This window comes from Mixta theicola, from assembly GCF_002895925.1.
Lineage (GTDB): Bacteria > Pseudomonadota > Gammaproteobacteria > Enterobacterales > Enterobacteriaceae > Mixta > Mixta theicola.
This window is the reverse complement of record NZ_NWUO01000002.1, coordinates 210,810-229,379: the sequence shown is the minus strand read 5'-3', so window position 1 is coordinate 229,379 and position 18,570 is coordinate 210,810. Positions and strand designations below refer to the sequence as shown.

At 56.7% G+C, this 18,570-nt stretch carries 17 protein-coding genes; 8 read left to right on the top strand and 9 right to left on the bottom strand.

Features of this window, described 5'->3' with window-relative positions; all coding sequences use genetic code 11:
- The first annotated feature begins 145 nt into the window (after window positions 1–145).
- The 3 genes from asr (at window position 146) to COO59_RS03645 (ending at window position 1,718) form a co-directional block, all read left to right on the top strand.
- Entirely contained in the window at window positions 146–547 is a 402-nt protein-coding gene (asr, locus tag COO59_RS03650) for an acid resistance repetitive basic protein Asr (RefSeq protein WP_103058487.1), read from the top strand.
- A gap of 153 nt (window positions 548–700) precedes the next feature.
- Entirely contained in the window at window positions 701–781 is an 81-nt protein-coding gene (gene ydgU / locus COO59_RS21725) for a small membrane protein YdgU (protein WP_457920508.1), read from the top strand.
- A 121-nt stretch (window positions 782–902) separates the two neighbouring features.
- Complete coding sequence (locus tag COO59_RS03645; protein WP_103058486.1) at window positions 903–1,718, top strand: trypsin-like serine peptidase; 816 nt, start codon at window positions 903–905, stop codon at window positions 1,716–1,718.
- An 18-nt stretch (window positions 1,719–1,736) separates the two neighbouring features.
- On the opposite strand, the gene hrpA is transcribed toward COO59_RS03645, so the two are convergent.
- Window positions 1,737–5,639: an ATP-dependent RNA helicase HrpA gene (gene hrpA, locus COO59_RS03640; RefSeq protein ID WP_103058485.1), complete on the bottom strand. Its 3,903-nt coding sequence runs from the start codon at window positions 5,637–5,639 to the stop codon at window positions 1,737–1,739.
- A 253-nt stretch (window positions 5,640–5,892) separates the two neighbouring features.
- On the opposite strand from hrpA, the gene COO59_RS03635 reads away from it, so the two are divergent.
- Window positions 5,893–6,492 (top strand): FMN-dependent NADH-azoreductase, encoded by a 600-nt coding sequence (locus COO59_RS03635; RefSeq protein ID WP_103058484.1) that lies wholly within the window; start codon window positions 5,893–5,895, stop codon window positions 6,490–6,492.
- A gap of 79 nt (window positions 6,493–6,571) precedes the next feature.
- Here the strand turns inward: COO59_RS03635 and COO59_RS03630 are convergent, their stop codons facing one another.
- From COO59_RS03630 to COO59_RS03620, 3 genes are read right to left on the bottom strand one after another with little or no spacing between them, the layout of a single operon-like run.
- Complete coding sequence (locus COO59_RS03630; RefSeq protein WP_103058483.1) at window positions 6,572–6,895, bottom strand: YdbL family probable chaperone protein; 324 nt, start codon at window positions 6,893–6,895, stop codon at window positions 6,572–6,574.
- Between the two features lie 11 nt (window positions 6,896–6,906).
- Window positions 6,907–7,092 carry a YnbE family lipoprotein gene (locus COO59_RS03625; RefSeq protein ID WP_103058482.1) on the bottom strand — a complete coding sequence of 62 codons (186 nt, stop codon included), beginning with the start codon at window positions 7,090–7,092 and terminating at the stop codon, window positions 6,907–6,909.
- Window positions 7,082–9,709 carry a YdbH family protein gene (locus tag COO59_RS03620; RefSeq protein ID WP_103058701.1) on the bottom strand — a complete coding sequence of 876 codons (2,628 nt, stop codon included), beginning with the start codon at window positions 9,707–9,709 and terminating at the stop codon, window positions 7,082–7,084. The genes COO59_RS03625 and COO59_RS03620 overlap by 11 nt, the downstream gene beginning before the upstream one ends.
- A gap of 187 nt (window positions 9,710–9,896) precedes the next feature.
- On the opposite strand from COO59_RS03620, the gene COO59_RS03615 reads away from it, so the two are divergent.
- Window positions 9,897–10,892: a 2-hydroxyacid dehydrogenase gene (locus COO59_RS03615; RefSeq protein ID WP_103058481.1), complete on the top strand. Its 996-nt coding sequence runs from the start codon at window positions 9,897–9,899 to the stop codon at window positions 10,890–10,892.
- Window positions 10,893–10,925: 33 nt separating this feature from the next.
- Here COO59_RS03615 and COO59_RS03610 read toward each other — a convergent pair whose 3' ends face one another.
- The gene (locus COO59_RS03610; RefSeq protein WP_103058480.1) at window positions 10,926–11,198 is read right to left on the bottom strand and encodes a putative hemolysin; all 273 of its coding nucleotides are present in this window, start codon (window positions 11,196–11,198) and stop codon (window positions 10,926–10,928) included.
- A 405-nt stretch (window positions 11,199–11,603) separates the two neighbouring features.
- Here COO59_RS03610 and ttcA point away from each other — a divergent pair, with 405 nt between their 5' ends.
- Complete coding sequence (gene ttcA, locus COO59_RS03600) at window positions 11,604–12,539, top strand: tRNA 2-thiocytidine(32) synthetase TtcA (protein WP_103058478.1); 936 nt, start codon at window positions 11,604–11,606, stop codon at window positions 12,537–12,539.
- A gap of 53 nt (window positions 12,540–12,592) precedes the next feature.
- Here the strand turns inward: ttcA and ynaL are convergent, their stop codons facing one another.
- The 3 genes from ynaL to COO59_RS03590 form a co-directional block, all read right to left on the bottom strand.
- Window positions 12,593–12,748, bottom strand: a complete 156-nt coding sequence (gene ynaL, locus COO59_RS20865) for a proline-rich small protein YnaL (RefSeq protein WP_165786475.1) — start codon at window positions 12,746–12,748, stop codon at window positions 12,593–12,595.
- Between the two features lie 272 nt (window positions 12,749–13,020).
- Window positions 13,021–14,004, bottom strand: coding sequence for a zinc transporter ZntB (gene zntB, locus COO59_RS03595; protein WP_103058700.1), 984 nt, complete (start codon window positions 14,002–14,004; stop codon window positions 13,021–13,023).
- Window positions 14,005–14,185: 181 nt separating this feature from the next.
- Entirely contained in the window at window positions 14,186–15,802 is a 1,617-nt protein-coding gene (locus tag COO59_RS03590; protein WP_103058477.1) for a peptide ABC transporter substrate-binding protein, read from the bottom strand.
- A 155-nt stretch (window positions 15,803–15,957) separates the two neighbouring features.
- Here COO59_RS03590 and mpaA point away from each other — a divergent pair, with 155 nt between their 5' ends.
- Entirely contained in the window at window positions 15,958–16,665 is a 708-nt protein-coding gene (gene mpaA, locus COO59_RS03585; protein ID WP_103058476.1) for a murein tripeptide amidase MpaA, read from the top strand.
- Window positions 16,666–16,696: 31 nt separating this feature from the next.
- Here the strand turns inward: mpaA and ycjG are convergent, their stop codons facing one another.
- Window positions 16,697–17,674, bottom strand: coding sequence for an L-Ala-D/L-Glu epimerase (ycjG, locus tag COO59_RS03580; protein ID WP_103058475.1), 978 nt, complete (start codon window positions 17,672–17,674; stop codon window positions 16,697–16,699).
- Window positions 17,675–17,848: 174 nt separating this feature from the next.
- Between ycjG and tpx the strand changes: the two genes are divergently transcribed.
- Window positions 17,849–18,352: a thiol peroxidase gene (tpx, locus tag COO59_RS03575; protein WP_103058474.1), complete on the top strand. Its 504-nt coding sequence runs from the start codon at window positions 17,849–17,851 to the stop codon at window positions 18,350–18,352.
- Window positions 18,353–18,570: the final 218 nt, after the last annotated feature.

Here is an 18,570-nt window from a genome sequence, read left to right as displayed (position 1 = left end):
TGACGCTTCGCATCCGTCAACTTCTGCTCTGTACATTCGGTTACACGCCGATACCAATCACTCACGGAAAGCCCGCACGCGTTTCTCTATAGTCTTTTCACCGGCCCCGCAGTGGGCTAATGATAAAGAAATAGAGGATTTTGCAATGAAAAAATTATTTGCTCTGGTTGTAGCCGCTGCTATGGGTATCTCTTCCGTGGCTTTCGCAGCGGATACCGCCGCCGCTCCGGCTGCCCCGGCTGCTGCTGCCGCTGCCGCTGCCACGGCTGCTCCGGCTAAAACCACCCACAAAGCTGTACATCACAAACATAAAAAAGCCGCGGCGCAGAAAGCGCAGGCAGCAAAAAAACATCATAAAAAAGCCGCTAAACCGGCAGATCAGAAAGCCCAGGCGGCGAAAAAGCACCACAAGAAAGCGACCAGGCCGGTAGCGCAGAAAGCTCAGGCAGCGAAGAAGCACCACAAACACGCTGCTAAGCCGGTAGCGCAGAAAGCTCAGGCGGCGAAAAAGCACCACAAACACGCCGCTAAGCCGGCAGCAAAATAATGGCAGGAGCGCGCTCCTGACGATAACCGCCTGATAACGCCCGGCGTGCCGGGTGTTTCAAAGCGCTGACCAACCAAAGCGCGGGTAGCGCAGGCGCTTAGTTATCCATCTCAAACACCCGGACTGCCGGGTGTTTTTCCCGGAGTAGCAGGAATGGTACGTCGCTATCGTTTCGAAATTATTCTCTTCGTAATGATTCTCTGCGGTGCCATTGCGGCCTGCTTCTACGTTTAATGCGCGTAGCACACTGATATTCCGAATTAAACTCCCTTTTTTGCTGCTCACCGTCTATAGTTACGCATGACGCGTGTTAACCCTTTATATTCTTATAATTCTCCCCTTTTTTGAGAGAGATATGCGCATAACGGCTGTGTTAGTAGTGGGTTTACTCTGTTTTTCCTGCTTTTCTCATGCGGATGATGACAGCGATGATGGCCCTGGCCCTGAAGAGCTAAAGATGCTGTTCTTTGGTCACGACGATCGTAAGCCCGTCGATCATGCTACCAGCGTGCCCTGGGAAGCCATTGGGCAGCTGGAAACCGCAAGCGGTAATCTCTGTAGCGCAACGCTTATTTCAACGCATCTGGCGCTTACCGCCGGGCACTGCCTGGTTACGCCGCCGGGCCAGCTTGATAAGCCGGTAGCGCTGCGCTTTATTGCCAGCGATAACGGTTGGCGGTATGAGATCCATGATATTGAAGGACGTGTGGACGCCAGCCTGGGTAAGAAACTCAAGGCGGATGGCGATGGCTGGATTGTTCCGGCGGCGGCGGCTCCCTATGACTACGGTCTGATCGTGCTGCGCAACCCGCCTTCCGGCATTACGCCGGTGCCGCTGTTTAGCGGCTCGCGCAGCGATCTGACCGCCGCATTAAAAACCACCGGCCGTAAAGTCACGCAGGCGGGCTACCCGGAGGATCATCTTGATGCGCTCTGGTCACACAGCGACTGCTTAATCACCGGCTGGGCGCAGCGTTCAGTGCTGTCGCATCAGTGCGATACCCTGCCCGGCGACAGCGGCTCGCCTTTACTGCTGCAAACCGCCGAAGGCTGGCGGCTGATTGCGGTACAAAGCTCGGCCCCGGCAGCTGCGGACCGCTATCGCGCCGATAACCGGGCGATTGCCGTTACCGCTTTTCATGACGATCTGGAAGCGCTGGCCGCCGAGTAACGCAGCGGCCAGCATTTATCAGGCGGCAATCTGCTCCATGGTTTGCAGGATGCGCTTATCAGAAATGGGATAAGGCGTGCCAAGCTGCTGGGCGAAATAGCTCACGCGTAGCTCTTCGATCATCCAGCGGATCTCCTGCACATCTTCATCATCGCGGCGGGCAGGCGGCAGCTTATTCAGCCAGCTCTGCCAGGCCTGCTGCACCTGCTCCACTTTCAGCATACGCGCCCGGTCGCTGTGCGGATCAACCGGCAGTTTCTCCAGCCGCCGTTCAATCGCCTGCAGATAACGCAGCGTATCGGGCAAGCGTTTCCAGCCGTTCCGGGTCACGAAACCACGGTAAACCAGGCCGCTCATCTGCGCTTTAATATCTGCCAGCCCCAGCGCCATGGTCATATCCACGCGCCCTTTAAGCCGTTTGTTGATATTAAATACCGCCGTCAGGATTTGCTCGACCAGTTTAGCGATTTCCACCACCGTATCATTCAGCCCGGCACGCACCTTCTCATGCAGCTGTTGATACGCATCTTCTTTCCAGACCGGTCCGCCATTTTCCGCCATCAGCTTATCAATACCGCAGGTAATACAGTCATCGATCAGCTCCAGCACCTTGCCATAGGGATTAAAATAGAGTCCCAGCTTGGCTTTGTTAGGCAGTTTTTCATGCAGATATTTTATCGGCGACGGAATATTCAACAGCAGCAGGCGACGCTGACCGCGCCACATCATTTTCTGCTGCTCGTGCTGGCTGTCAAACAGGCGGATCGCCACGCTATCTTTTTCATCCAACAGCGCAGGCCAGGCCTTCACGCTGTAGCTGCCGCGCTGCTGCTCAAACTGACTGGGCAGATCGCCAAAGCTCCAGATATGCAGGCCGCTCTGCTCCAGCCCGTCGTCGGCCACTTTCGATAGCGTTTCCTGCACTTTGCCTTTCAGCGCTGCCTTCAGGGCCGCCAGATCTTTGCCCTCTTTCAGCTTGCGGTTATGCTCGTCCAGCACGCGGAAGGTGATTTTCAGGTGATCGGGCACCTGATCCCACTGCCAGGCCTCACGGTCGATAGTGACACCGGTCATACGACGGAACTCGCGTTCCAGCGCGTCCAGCAGCGGCATGTCGGTGCTGGTGACGCGGCCTAAAAATGCTTCGGCATAATTTGGCGCAGGCACGAAGTTACGCCGAACCGGTTTCGGCAATGATTTAATCAGCGCCACGATCAGCTCGCGGCGCAGGCCAGGAATTTGCCATTCAAAACCGGCTTCTTCTATCTGGTTTAACAGCGGCAGCGGAATATGCACGGTCACGCCATCGGCATCCGCGCCAGGCTCAAACTGATAGCTAAGACGCAGCTTAAGATTACCCTGCTGCCAGAAGTTGGGATAATCCAGCTTGCTGACTTTATCCGCGCCCTGTTTAATCAGCATCTCTTTATCGAAGCTGAGCAGATCGGGCGTTTGCTGACTAACCGTTTTCCACCAGCTGTCGAAATGACGGGCGGAAACCACTTCATGCCCCACGCGGCTGTCGTAAAAGGCAAACAGCGTTTCATCGTCCACCAGAATGTCGCGACGACGCGATTTATGCTCCAGATCTTCCACTTCGCTGCGCAGCTTCTGGTTGGCCTTAAAGAAGGCGTGGCGCGTTTGCCAGTCACCCTCCACCAGCGCATGACGAATAAACAGCTCGCGCGACAGCTGCGGATCGATTTTGCCGTAGTTAACCTTGCGCGCGTTAACAATCGGCAAGCCGTACAACGTCACCTTTTCCATCGCCATTACCGCGCCCTGCGCTTTCTCCCAGTGCGGCTCGCTATAGCTGCGCTTCAGCAGATGCTGGGCAAGCGGCTCGATCCATTCGGGATCGATACGTGCGGCGATGCGTCCCCAGAGGCGGCTGGTTTCCACCAGCTCCGCCACCATGGTCCATTTGGGCGGTTTTTTAAACAGCGCCGAGCCGGGGAAAATAGCGAAGCGGGCGTTACGCGCGCCGCTGAATTCCTGCTTTTCCACATCCTTCAGGCCGATATGCGACAGCAAACCGGTAAGCAGCGCGGTATGAATTTCACGGTAAGGCGCCGGTTCGCTGTTCACCGGCATGCCCAGTTCACGCACCACCTGACGCAGCTGGGTATAAATATCCTGCCATTCACGCACGCGCAGATAGTTCAGATAATCGGTTTTACATTGGCGACGGAAGGCGTTGCCGGACAGCGCTTTCTGCTGCTCCTGTAAATAGTTCCACAGATTAACGAAGGCGATAAAGTCAGATTCTTTATCGGCGAAGCGGCGATGTTTCTCATCGGCGGCCTGCTGCTTTTCTACCGGACGCTCACGCGGATCCTGAATAGAGAGCGCCGCGACGATAATCATTACTTCACGCACGCAGCCATACTTCTGAGCCTCCAGCACCATGCGCGCCAGTCGCGGATCGACCGGCAGCTGCGCCAGCTGGCGACCCGACGGCGTCAGACGATAGCGGCCATTTTCCTCTTCGGTGATAGCGCCCAGCTCTTCCAGCAGGCGCACGCCATCCTGAATGTTGCGCTTGTCCGGCGCTTCAACAAACGGAAAGGCGCTAATATCGCCCAGTCCGAGCGCGGTCATTTGCAAAATGACCGAAGCCAGGTTGGTGCGCAGAATTTCCGGATCGGTAAATTCCGGGCGGCTTAAGAAATCCTCCTCGGAATAGAGACGAATACAGATCCCTTCGGAAACACGGCCGCAGCGCCCTTTACGCTGGTTGGCCGACGCCTGCGATACCGGCTCGATCGGCAGACGCTGCACTTTCGTGCGGTAGCTGTAGCGGCTGATGCGCGCCGTGCCGGGATCGATAACATATTTAATTCCGGGCACCGTTAGCGACGTTTCCGCTACGTTTGTCGCCAGCACGATGCGGCGTCCGCTGTGTGACTGAAAGACCCGGTTTTGCTCGGCGTTCGACAGGCGCGCGTAAAGCGGCAAGATTTCCGTATGCGGCAGGTCGCGTTTGCTTAACGCATCGGCAGTATCGCGGATCTCGCGTTCGCCGCTCATAAAAATCAGAATATCGCCGCTGCTTTCCTGCCCCAGCTCATCGACCGCATCAAAAATCGCCTGTAGCTGATCGCGATCGCTGTCATCCACATCGTTAACTACCGGCCGATAGCGCACCTCAACCGGATACGTACGGCCGGAGACTTCCACTACCGGCGCATGATTGAAATGGCGCGAAAAGCGCTGCGGATCGATGGTCGCCGAGGTGATAATAACTTTTAAATCGGGCCGGCGCGGCAGCAGCTCACGCAGGTAGCCGAGCAGAAAATCGATATTCAGGCTACGCTCGTGCGCTTCATCGATAATGATGGTGTCGTACTGCATTAACAGCCGATCCTGCTGAATTTCCGCCAGCAGAATACCGTCCGTCATCAGTTTGATCTGCGTCGTATCGCTAACCTGATCGTTAAAGCGCACCTTATAGCCTACGCAGCCGCCGAGCGAGGTTTCCAGCTCATCGGCAATACGGTTGGCTACCGTGCGCGCCGCCAGACGACGCGGCTGAGTATGGCCAATCAGCCCTTTTACGCCGCGCCCCAGCGTCAGGCAAATTTTCGGCAGCTGAGTGGTTTTACCGGAGCCGGTTTCCCCCGCTACGATAACCACCTGATGATCGCGGATGGCGTCGGCAATTTCCTGCTGTTTCTGGCTAACCGGCAGATTCTCCGGAAAGCGAATAGTCGGCGTTGCCGCCTGCCGCTGCTGCAAACGCTGCTCGGCCTGCGCAAACTCTTTCTCCAGCTCCCCGGCGATATTCTGCCGGGCCGTTGGGCTTTTTATCTTTTTAGCGCCGTGCAGGCGGCGCTGCAGACGCTGGCGGTCCCGCAGCGTCATGTTATCCAGCCGCGCCCAGAAAGGGGCCAGCGGGGATGCGTTTGATTCGACAGACATATTAATTACCTTATTAACACAGCGGCTTCTGATTGCTGTTATGGCCGCCGCGTGGTCGGCACAGGCCGACATGACATTCATTTCTTGCGGCGTATGTTAACACAGGCCGCGTGTTGACGAGGATCGCCTCTACGCTTGTTCAGGAATTTTGAATATTGGACTCGAAATATTGCGCTTTCACTGTTGCGGTAAACTCCCTACAGTGTAAACCATTGAGCGGACAGACTTCCGTATTAGCAGACAGGAAAAAATCATGAGCAAAGTATTAGTTTTAAAATCCAGTATTCTTGCCGGTTATTCTCAGTCGAGCCAGCTGGCCGATTTTTATGCCGCCCAGGCAAGTGCGAAAGGCGATCGGGTAACGGTACGCGATTTGGCTGCGAACCCGATTCCGGTGCTGGATGGGGAGCTGGTCGGCGCGCTGCGTCCTGCCGATGCTGAACTGACGCCGCGTCAGCAGGAAGCGCTGGCGCTGTCTGATGAGCTGATTGCTGAGCTGAACGCACACGACGTGATTGTTATTGCGGCGCCGATGTACAATTTCAATATCCCTACTCAGCTGAAAAACTATTTCGATCTGATCGCCCGTGCCGGCGTCACCTTCCGCTATACCGAAGCGGGCCCGGAAGGTCTGGTTAAAGGGAAACGTGCGGTGATCATCTCCAGCCGTGGCGGCATCCATAAAGATACCCCTTCTGACCTGCTGACGCCTTACGTGCAGTTGTTCCTCGGCTTTATCGGCATTACCGACGTGAAATTCGTTTTCGCTGAAGGTATCGCCTACGGCCCGGAAGTGGCAACGAAAGCCACCGCTGAAGCGAAAGAAACCCTGCAGCAACTGGCAACCGCCTGATGCCTGTGCTGGCCGCTGTCGCCGCGGCCAGCACGCAACTGAACACGTACGCGTTTTAAATTGAGCGCCAGCCGCCAGGTTACTGCTTTCTTATCCACCTGCCGTTGACTCCCTGCACATATTCCCCGACGGCGGCGCGCTGCACCAGCTTTGCTCCTGCAATTCGCGCAACGTCAGCGGTCGGCAGATTATTACGCTGCGCAACGTCCCGATAGCGCTGTTCCCGTTGCTGATTAATGTGCGCGATTAACGCCTGCGTCTCTGCATCCTGCTGACGCGGTGCCAGATAGCCGCTCAGGGTTTCGCCGACGCGCCCCTGCTGGCGCGCCTCATCCAGCGTCAGCGCCTGCGCCTGTGGTGCAGCCAATAGGCACAGCAGACAGAGATTGACCCAGCCTTTCATTATGCCGCCCCTCAAAAGAGATTCTGATCTTTCAGCAGCGCTTCCACATCTTTATCAACCTTAATATGGATTTCATGCTCGATTTTCACATTCATATTGATGGTGATCGGTTCTTTTGGCGCAGCGATTTCAATACGCGGTACGCAGCCGCTTAAGCCCAAACAGCAGGCCAGCAGCAGCATCCGATTAATTCTCATGTTTTGAGTCCTTCGATGAAGGCAGAGCCGCGTTTTGCTCTACCCAGGATTGCAAATTATCGCCAAACCGCAGGCTACGCCACAGCTGAAACAGATTCTCCTGATGGCGATAGTTCAGGTTCACTCGCCGCTCGCGCTGGCTGAAACGACCGGTGCCGTTAACCTCCGCCTGCATGGTGAGATCGCCAATGGCATTGAGGTTAAGCGTGGCCCAACTGCGGGAGATTTCCATATAACGCAGCCAGTCCAGCGCGGCCCCGGCGGCAATATTATTCTGGGTGATGGCGTCGGCCATCTGTTTATCCAGCCGTAGCGTCAGGCTGCCGCTGTTAGCGATCCAGCCATCCTTAACCAGCCAGGGCGAATTATCCAGCCACAGCGGCAGTTCGCCATTGATTCGCCCGGACATGGCGAACTGCTTTGGCTTAAGCGCGGTGATCAGTTCGCTCAGGCTAATAGCGCGCAGCCGAATAACGGCTGGCTGACGCTGCGGCAGACGCAGCTGCTGCAGGCTCAGCGTACCGCCCAGCAGCGCCAGGCTGACATTGCTCAGCGTGAGCGGTTCGCTCTCCTGCCACGGCCAGCTGCCCTGCAACTGTGCGGTGACATCATGGATCAGGAACTGGTTATTAATACTTTTAATCCGCAGCGAAACGGGACCGTGCGTGCCCAGCGACCAGCGGCTTGCGTGCAGGCGAAACGGCAGCGAGAAATCAACCCCTTCGATGCTGTTGTCCGGCATCCATAGCGCGCCGTTTTGCACCACCCAGTGCCCGCCGACGGTAAAGCCCTGCTGCTCGGCGGCGGAAAACGCCACCTGCGCCCGCAGCGTGCCGGCGGTAATTTTCATTTTCAGATCGGGGCTGAGCAGCGGCTGGAAAACCGTCAGCGACTGCTGCGGCCACCACGCCTGACCGCGCAGCCGCTCGCCATCCCAGCGGCCATTCACCCGCACAGGGCCGATCGATTGCGCCTGCAGGCTACCGTTTAACAGGAAATGCGCTGGATCGCTGCCTTTCAGCGCCAACTGCAGGCGCGACGGCGGCAGATAACCGCCGCTGTCGAAGCGGGTCGCCCCGGCATCCAGCGTTAATTCGCCGTGAAAGGCGGCCTGCTCAGCCTCGCGCTGCCAGACCAGCGGCTGCGCCAGCCGCAGCCGGGGCTGATTTACCGTCGTCATGCCGTAGCGTAGCCGATCAAAACCGGTAGAAAGCGTCGCCAGCGTGAGCGCGCTATCCTGCCAGTTACCGGTGCCTTGTACATCCCATTTGGCATCCAGCGGCGCCAGATAACCGTTGCCCCAGTAGCGCCATGCCCAACGCCCGCGATCCGGCCAAAACTCATCGGCGCGGCCATCCAGATGCAGCGTAAAACGTCCTTTCTGCGTATCGTGAGCGCTAAGAATCGCCTGCAAGCGACCATTAATGCCGGACGCCGAGAGGCTGACGCCTGCCAGCGGCCAGCGCGCCTCGTCAACTTCCAGCGTGGAAAGCAGGCGTCCGCGCATACGCAGCAGCGCGCCCGGCGCGATATGCAATCGGGGATTAAGCAGCGAGCCCTTCAGCGTGCCGGGTAACGAGGCATAAAACTGCAGCGCCGCCAGCTTGCTTTCCCCTGTGAGGCGCAGCGGTAACTGGCTGTCAGTCAGGGATAAACGCCCCGGCCCCAGCGTCAGTACGATGTTGCCTTTACCGCCGCGGCCCTGCGTCAGCATATTCAGCCGCCCGCTGAGTTCGGTCGCATCCAGCCCCTGTTGCCAGTGGGAGAACGCCAGCGCGACGCCGCCCGCCAGAGGTTGCGCCGCCCACGGCCAGCGCCAGCGTCCGCCATCAATACGGATCTGCTGCGGCGTAACCTGCCAGGGTAAATCCACCAGCGGCTCGGCATCCTGCGGCGTTTGCAGCACCAATCGGCCCTGCTGCTGTTGCCACGCCAGCGTAAAACGCAGCGGATGCGGCACCTGCGCCAGGGTGAAGTCCCCGCCAAGCTCACCGCTTTCCGGCACGCCATTGGCAAATTCCGTCAGCGTCAGCGAGCCGTGCAGGCTGACCGGTTCGCTAAGCGTTGGCGTCTGCAGCGTCAGCTGCCGCAGCGCGAGGCGCTGTCCCTGTAAATCGGCCTGCAGGCGCAGGTTATCGCCCTGATAGTTGAGCCGCTGCGCGTCAGGATCCAGCGTCAGCCGCAGCGCGCCGGCCCAGCTCTGGTAAGGGTTGACGATCAGCCGATCGATAACAACATCGGCGGACGGTAGCAGTGCCTGCCACTGCGCCAGCGAACGTGGCGCGCTGGCTGAGTTATTAGCGGCGGGCAGGCGGCTCAGACAGGCCGTATCCAGCGTCAGCCGCTGCGCGTGTGCCTGCCAGCGCTGGTGCTGATAACCTAAGGAGAGCTGCTGTAGCCCGGCCAGCTGGCAGTCGGCGACCAGATAGCGCACCGCCGGAAAACGCAGCGCGCCCTGCTGCCAGCGCGGCGATGCGTCCAGCGCAATACGCGTCCCCACAGGTAGCCAAACCCCCGCCAGGCGCGGCAGCCAGTGCGTTACGCTGCTCAATAGCGTCAGCACCAGCAGAACCAGCGTCAGCAGCGAGGCCAGAGCGAAAGTTAAGCGCCGACGCATTGCCATAACCATCCTGTTCTGTAGAAAAATCCTGACGGCTATGATGGCATGTTCATTAGAGAGGGTGAAGGTTTCGCTACGCTTTTCTGTTTACGCGCCACGCCGGACGCGCAGGCGACAGATTAAAGGTTACGCCGCAGGGTTGCCGGACTAGAATGAAAGAAGAGACAATAATAAGGAGGCGACAATGAAACTTGCGGTCTATAGCACCAAACAGTACGACAAAAAATACCTTGATAATGTTAATCATCGCTTTGGTTTTGATATTGAATATTTTGACTTTCTGCTGACCGAGCGTACTGCGATTAACGCCGTCAATTGTGAAGCCGTCTGTATTTTCGTTAATGATGACGCCAGCCGTCCGGTGCTGGAAATCCTTAGCGGCCAGGGAGTAAAAGTTATCGCGTTACGCTGCGCGGGTTTTAATAATGTCGATTTAGCGGCGGCGGCAGAGCTGGGCATGAAAGTCGTGCGCGTGCCGGCCTACTCACCGGAGGCGGTGGCAGAACATGCGGTAGGAATGATGATGACGCTTAACCGGCATATCCATCGCGCCTACCAGCGCACCCGCGATGCGAACTTCTCCCTGGAGGGATTAATCGGTTTTAATATGCATGAGCGTACCGCTGGCGTGGTGGGCACCGGCAAAATCGGTATCGCTACGCTGCGTATTCTGAAAGGTTTTGGTATGCGGCTGCTGGCGTGCGATCCTTACCCGAACCCCCAGGCGCTGGATCTGGGCGCGGAATATGTCGATATTAAAACGCTGTTCAGAGAGTCAGATGTGATTACCCTGCACTGCCCGCTAACGGCGGATAACCATCATCTGTTGGATGCCGCCGCGTTCGGCCAGATGAAAGATGGCGTGATGATTATTAACACCAGCCGTGGCGGGCTTATTGATTCGCAGGCGGCGATCGACGCGCTGAAACAGCAGAAAATCGGCTCGCTCGGCATGGACGTATATGAAAATGAACGCGATCTGTTCTTCGAAGATAAATCCAATGATGTGATTCAGGACGATATATTTCGGCGCCTCTCCGCCTGTCATAACGTCCTGTTTACCGGACATCAGGCGTTTCTGACCGCTGAGGCGCTGACCGCCATTTCAGAAACCACGCTTTCTAACCTGCAACAGCTGGCAAAAGGCGAAGCCTGCCCGAATGAGGTCAGCGTTCAGTAAATCAGCCTGGTGCGCCCTGCGCGCGCCAGCGGTTTAAAAGCGCGCGCAGCTTCCGCTTTCCAGCGCGCTTTCACTACAGCGACGACCGTTAGCTAGCTGACACATTCCCGTGCTGCTGCCGTCCAGCTGACGTGAAAACGCCAGGGTGCCGCCCGCGTTGGCGCAGTTGCTTTCCGCCAGAGAAGACATGCTGACTCTGGGCTGAACGTGAGCGGCGGTGGCCTGTTGTGGCGGTTCATTGTCGCTGCTGCTGCATGCGCTAAGCAGCAGCGCTGCGCCGGCAAGCAGAAAGATGGCTGCTTTCATTCGTCGGGCTCCGGGAGTGGTTGGGTCAAGGCTTTGCCAGCATAAGCGACGTTTATCTGTGCGTCGAGATACGAAACATCTTTTTACGTTATTTTTCTGTTAGAAAGTCACCAGGAATACTCTCGTTTCGCTTAAAAAATTGACTAAATTAATCTTACCGGGGCGATCCCTGCCGTGTCCGGCAAACGGTTTGCGTCCGCTGGCAGAACAGAAGAGATCCGCCAGCGCGGTTTACAGCAGGCAGAAGAATGGTGCGCAGCGGTAAAACGTGCTGGAATTCGGCGGCGTAATCCGTACCATACGCGGCATACTTTTGCGTACCGGCATTTTTCGCCGCGGCCAACCCGTCATTTATCGCCAAAACGTTGCTCTGCCAGGGCCTTTTTGGTGCTGAGAAACAAAACGATGCAAGAAAATCAATCAGTTAATAAGAAAGAACAGTACAACCTGAACAAACTGCAAAAGCGCCTGCGCCGTAACGTGGGCGAAGCGATCGCTGATTTCAATATGATTGAAGAAGGCGATCGCATTATGGTTTGCCTGTCTGGCGGTAAAGACAGTTACACCATGCTGGAAATCTTGCGCAACCTGCAGCAGAGCGCGCCGGTTAATTTCTCGCTGATTGCGGTTAACCTCGATCAGAAACAGCCCGGCTTCCCGGAACATGTGCTGCCGCAGTATCTGGAATCGATTGGCGTCGAATATAAAATCGTCGAAGAAAACACCTACGGCATCGTTAAAGATAAAATTCCCGAAGGGAAAACGACCTGCTCGCTCTGTTCGCGCCTGCGCCGCGGCATTCTTTACCGTACCGCCACTGAGCTGGGCTGTACCAAAATCGCGCTGGGGCATCACCGCGACGATATTCTGCAAACGCTGTTTTTAAATATGTTTTACGGCGGGAAAATGAAAGGCATGCCGCCGAAGCTGATGAGCGATGACGGTAAGCATATCGTGATCCGTCCGCTGGCCTACTGCCGTGAGAAGGATATTGAGCGCTTTGCTATCGCCCGCCAGTATCCGATTATTCCGTGCAACCTGTGCGGCTCCCAGCCTAATCTGCAGCGTCAGGTCATTGCGGATATGCTGCGCGACTGGGATAAACGCTATCCGGGTCGAATTGAAACCATGTTCAGCGCGATGCGAAACGTGGTTCCCTCGCATCTGGCCGATGCGGCGCTGTTTGATTTTAAATCGATTCAACACGGCAGCGAAGTGGTGGACGGCGGCGATCTGGCCTTTGATCGTGAGTCGCTGCCGCTACAGCCGGCTGGCTGGCAGCCGGATGAAGAAGATGACGCGCCTGGCGGACAGCGCCTTGATATTCTGGAATTAAAATAAGTACCCTGGCTCCATAACGGGAACAGCCGGTATGGAGCCAGGCTGTTGATTAACTATTTCATATGCGGCGGCGGATCGATAATCGGCTCAGGATCCGGCGTCGGGTCAGGGATAGGCTGCGGCTGTGGGATAGGTTCAGGAACAGGGATCGGATCGGTCGGTATCGGGTCGGAAGCGGAAATCTGATTGGCCATCTTCAAAGTCGACATAGTCTCTTCCTCAGTTTGCTCGGTTAGCTAAGCTTAGAAGAAATTAGGCATGAATGGCGAAGCGGCAAAAAAAAGCCGGCTTTCAGGCCGGCGTCGTACGAATCAATTGTGCTATGCAGTAATTCAAAAAAAGGAAGTAAGACAATATGGAGCGCAACGCCCATCGCTTGACGTTGCATTCACCTGCGAGAAAGAGTTTGCCCCAGCCCTGCCCACGGTTTATTGACGTTGATCAGCTTTTTTCCCCTTTTCCGTTTGCCCGATCTCTTTCGCTATAGCCACTTACGTTTGTGTAACCACAGGGAAACACCTACCACCAGCAACACTAACATCAGACAGAAAATCGCAAAGCCATAGTGGCTTTCGGCGCCCGGGATACCGCCGAGATTGACGCCGAACAAACCGGTAAGAAAGGTGGTGGGCAGAAAAATCATCGCCAGCAGCGACATGGTATAGGTCCGCCGGTTCATCGCCTCCTGCATTACCGAGGCAATCTCATCCGCCAGTACCGCAGTACGCGCCACGCTGGCGGCTAAATCGTCCAGGCCGCGTCCGAGACGATCGGAGATCTCCTGCATGCGACGACGTTCGCTGTCATCCATCCAGCCCAGCTTTTCGCTGGCCAGCCGCGCATAAACATCACGCTGCGGCGTCATATAACGACGCATCACAATCAGCTGCTTGCGCAGCAGCGCCAGTTCGCCACGTGCCGGTACGCGCTGATCCATTAACGCATCTTCCAGTTCGATAATTTTATCCTGCAGATCTTCGATAAATTCGCTGGTGTGATCGGTCAGCACATCGCAAAGCTCCACCAGCCAGCTGCCGCCATCTACCGGACCGTTGCCATTTTGCAGCTCGGACAACACTTCATCAATAGCGTTAACCTTGCGCCGCCGCGTGGAAACAATCAGCTTATCGTTAATAAAAACCCGAATGGCAACCAGCTGTTCGGGCCGCGAGTCGCTGTTGCGGTTAACGCTGCGTAGCGTAATCATAAAGCCATCGCCCAGCCGGTTGACACGCGGACGCATGCTGTCTCCGGCCAGCGCATCGCGTACCGCATCCGGGATTAACGGCGTTGAGGAGAGCCACTCGGCGCTTCCCCGATGGGTATAGTTCAGATGAAGCCAGCAGGGGCGCTCGCAATGAATCACATCTTTATCTTCAATCGGGATCAGGCCGCCCTGCCCGTCAAGCTGACAGGCGATAATCGCATCTGAAACCTGTAGCGCTTTTCCTTCAATGACGTTCACGTCATGCCTCATAATCAGCTGAATTCAAACGATACAGTCTAGCCTGACGCCAGGCAGAATCAATCTTCCGTCGCGGCGGGTTTGTGGCAAAATTAATAGCGTCACGGCCTGCGCGACGAGGATAAGCGAGCGGCGAGACGGTCATAGCGCGTAATCAACAACGCTATGACCGTTTGGGACTTTAGTGCTGGAGGATATAAAGCTGGCGGCTGTAGGCCACGTCTTCAGGGTTGTTAATGGGATAGCCTTTTACCCAGGGCTTGATTAAGCGCCCGTTGGTATATTGATAAATCGGTGCGATTGGCGCCTGCTCATCAAGGATTTGTTCCGCGCGATTGTAATCTTCGTTACGCGCCTGCTCGCTGTTTTCACGGCTCGCCTTCGCCAGCACGGCATCGTAATCCGCATTATGAAACTTAGCGATGTTACCGCTGTGGCTGGAAGTAAGCAGGCTAAGGAAGGTGGAGGGCTCATTATAATCCCCGATCCACGAGGCGCGGATAACGTCGAAATTGCCGCTGTTGCGGCTGTCAATGTAGGTTTTCCACTCCTGATTTTGCAGCTTCACCTCTACGCCGAGATTTTTCTTCCACATTGATGCCACGGCGATAGCGATCTTTTGATGGTTTTCCGAAGTGTTATACAACAGCGTCAGCCGCAGCGGTCGGTTCGGGCCATAGCCAGCCGCCGCCAGCAGCGCTTTCGCCTGCGCATTCAGCTCCGCCTGGGAATGCTGCTGCAACATGGAAGGTTTCGGGTTAAAGCCGGTAACCACCTCCGGGGTAAAATGCCAGGCAGGCTTTTCGCCGGTGCCCAGCACTTTCTCGGCAATGATGCGGCGATCGATGCTCCAGGAAAGCGCCCTGCGCACGCGCGCATCGGCAGTGGGCCCGCGCTGCGTATTAAACGCATAATAGTAGGTTCCCAGCTGATCGGGCGTATAAACCTCATCCGGGATGGTTTTCTTTAGCATTCCGTAGAGGTTTTTCGGGAAAGATTCAGTAATATCAATATCCCCGGCGCGATAGCGTTTAGTCGCGCTGGACTCTTCATTAATCGGCACGAAGGTTACCTGGTTCAGCACCGAATGGGCGTCATCCCAGTAATGATGATTACGCACCAGTACGATTTTTTCATTTACCACGCGCTTTTGTAGCTGATACGCGCCGTTGCCGACCAGGTTACCCGGCCTGGTCCACGCATTGCCCCATTTCTCAATAACTTTTTGCGGCACCGGATAAAGACTGACATGCGCCGTCAGGCTGGGAAACCAGGCGACGGGCCGATCGAGCGTCACCTTAAGATGGTAGTTATCCAGCGCGGTTACGCCGAGGCTTTCCGGCGGCAGTTTACCCTGCGTAATCGCCTCAGCGTTGTGAATAGCCGCCAGCCCGGCAAACCAGGCGAAAGGCGAGGCATTTTTACTGTCTACCAGCCGCCGCCAGCTATAGACAAAATCCTGTGCCGTTACCGGCTCGCCGTCTGACCAGCGCGCATCCTGTCGCAGCGTAAATATCCAGCTTTGGTTATCGCTGCTCTGCCAGCTTTTCGCCACGCCCGGCACAATTTTGCCCTGCGCATCCTGGTTGGTTAGCCCTTCAAACAGATCGCGCATCACCTGTATTTCCGGTAGCCCAACGGCTTTAAGCGGATCGAGCGACGCCGGTTCATCTTTAATATGACGCACAATGTCCTGACGTTCTGCCAGCCGGGTGCCGGGCGGCACCTGCGCTGCCTGCGCCGCGGTTAACAGCGTGGCGGTTAAAAAGGTGCCCAGCGCAATGCGGAATGATTTCATCTTGTCCTACCCTTAAAGCTGCCGGTTTGGCAAAACGTGTTGGTGGCTTTATGCTAACCGGCACTCTAACGCAAATATTTGATCCTGAACCAGCTGTTTTGCTTATTGCGCTTGCCGTGCCGCCGGTTCTGCGATCTTTTTCACAGGAGCGAATGATGACAATGCAACAGCCGCGTTCACAACGCGGCGCGCTGACGGCGGAAATGACGCGTTACGGCACGTCGGCGCTGGGCGCGCCGCTGCTGTGGTTCCCGGCACCGCTGGCGGAGCGCGACAGCGGGCTGATTCTGGCCGGCACCCACGGCGATGAAGGCGCCGCCGTGGTGACCCTTTCCTGCGCGCTGCGCACGCTGTCCGCGCAACAGCGGCGGCATCATCTGGTACTGGCGGTTAATCCCGACGGCTGTCAGCTGGGCTTACGCGCCAATGCCAACGGCGTCGATCTTAACCGTAACTTTCCGGCGGCAAACTGGCAGGCTGGCGATACGGTGTATCGCTGGAACAGCATCGCCGAACAGCGTGACGTGCGGCTTTCTACCGGCGCGCGGGCGGCCTCAGAGCCGGAAACGGCAGCGCTGTGCCAGCTGATTCATACGCTGCGTCCCGCCTGGGTTGTTTCCCTGCATGAGCCTCTGGCCTGTATTGAGGATCCGCAGCATAGCCAGCTCGGCGTCTGGCTGGCCGAACAGATGGGCCTGCCGTTGGTCTCCAGCGTCGGCTATAGCACGCCTGGATCGTTTGGCAGCTGGTGCGCGGATATTGGGCTGCCCTGTATTACCGTCGAGCTGCCGCCGGTTTCCGCCGATGAGGCGACGGAACGTTATCTGCCAGCCTTAACCGGCCTGCTTCACTGGCAGCCCTGAAACGGTAGCTCGACGGCATGGAGAACAGGCGTTAGTCCGTTGCGGTAAGGTCGATTTCACCGCTGCTAAACCGCAGGCCCGGCTCCACGTCCACGGCCAGCCAGGTCGGGCCGTCCAGATCGATAAGTCTTGCGCGTGGCACCAGCGGCAGCGCGGCGCTGATGGCACGTGAAGTGCAAAGCATACAGCCCAGCATTAGCGTGAATCCCGCCTCTTCCGCCGCGCTGGCCAGCGCCAGCGCTTCGGTCAGACCGCCGGTTTTATCCAGTTTGATATTGATCATTTCATAACGCTGACGCAGCGCCGGCAGGCTATTGCGCGTATGGCAGCTTTCATCGGCGCAGACCGGCAGAGGATGAATAAAATTCGCCAGCGCCTCATCCTCACCGGCCGGTAACGGTTGCTCCAGCATTTCAACGCCGAGGTCGGCCAACAGCTGACAGCGCGCCGCCAGCCCTTCGCTATGCCAGGATTCATTAGCATCCACAATCAGCCGCGCACGCGGTACCGCGCTGCGGATCGCCATCAGCCGCTCGGTAATCAGATGAGCGTCCAGCTTGATTTTTAGCAGTCTGGCCCCGTTTTCCCACAGCGCCAGCGCGCTGCTTGCCATCGATTCCGGCGTATCCAGCGTAACGGTTTGCGCCATGCTCACCCGGCCGGGCAGCACGACATTAAGCTGCTGACACAGCGTCTGCTGTTGCTGACGACAGGCGAGATCCCACAGAGCGGAGTCAATCGCGTTGCGCGCCGCGCCCGCCGGAAGCGCCTCCTGCAGCGCTTCGCGCGTCATGCCCAGCTCCAGCTGCGGCAACAGCAAGCTAATTTGCGCCAGCACCGACGCCTCGCTTTCGCCATAGCGTGGATAGGGCGTACATTCACCCACGCCTTTGATGCCATCTTCCTCCAGCTCCACCACCACTACGCCAGCCTTCTCACGGCTGCCGCGTGAAATAACAAACGGCTTATTAAGCGGCCAGGCTTCGGGATAAACTTTAACCGACCTCATATTTTTCTCTCGTTAGTAAGAAGAGGATAACAGCGCCGCTGCGCCAGGCGTGGCGGCAAAGCCCTTGCCGACGCAAGCGTTAACCGGCTTTATTTACTGAATAATTTCACTGTCTCACCTTTGCTCGTTCCTTTACACTGTGAATCTTGTTAAACAAAAGTAAAAGGATAAATCATGTCTCAGACCGTTCATTTTCAGGGTAATCCGGTTAGCGTAGCAGGTCAGCTGCCGCAGGCTGGCGAAAAAGCGCAATCCTTTACGCTGGTTGCCAAAAATCTGGCTGACGTTTCCCTTTCTGAGTATGCCGGCAAACGCAAAGTGCTGAACATTTTCCCCAGCATCGATACCGGCGTTTGTGCCGCATCGGTGCGTAAGTTTAATCAGCTGGCGGGCGAAATGGAAAATACCGTAATACTGTGTATTTCTGCCGATCTGCCTTTTGCGCAGTCGCGCTTCTGCGGCTCCGACGGCCTGTCGAACGTAGTGACGCTCTCTACCCTGCGTGGCGGCAGCTTTAAAGATGATTACGGCGTAGCGATTGCTGATGGTCCGCTGCAGGGCCTGACGGCGCGTGCGGTTGTGGTGCTGGATGAAAACGATACGGTGATCTATAGCCAGCTGGTCAATGAAATTACCACTGAGCCGGATTACGATGCGGCGCTGGCGGCGCTGAAATAAGCCAAAGATAATGTTATCGCCCCCACGCGGGGCGATATTTTAATAATGCCGACATTTCCTTTCTATAAATCTTCCCGCACCTTGCTGACCTTTTTAATTAACGTATCGCGTTACCGTTTATTCTAATCTTTAAAAAACACACGCTCACTGGCGAAAATCTATATTTACAATGGCGGCGTTGACACCCTATTATTCCAGGGTGACGCACAGCATGGATG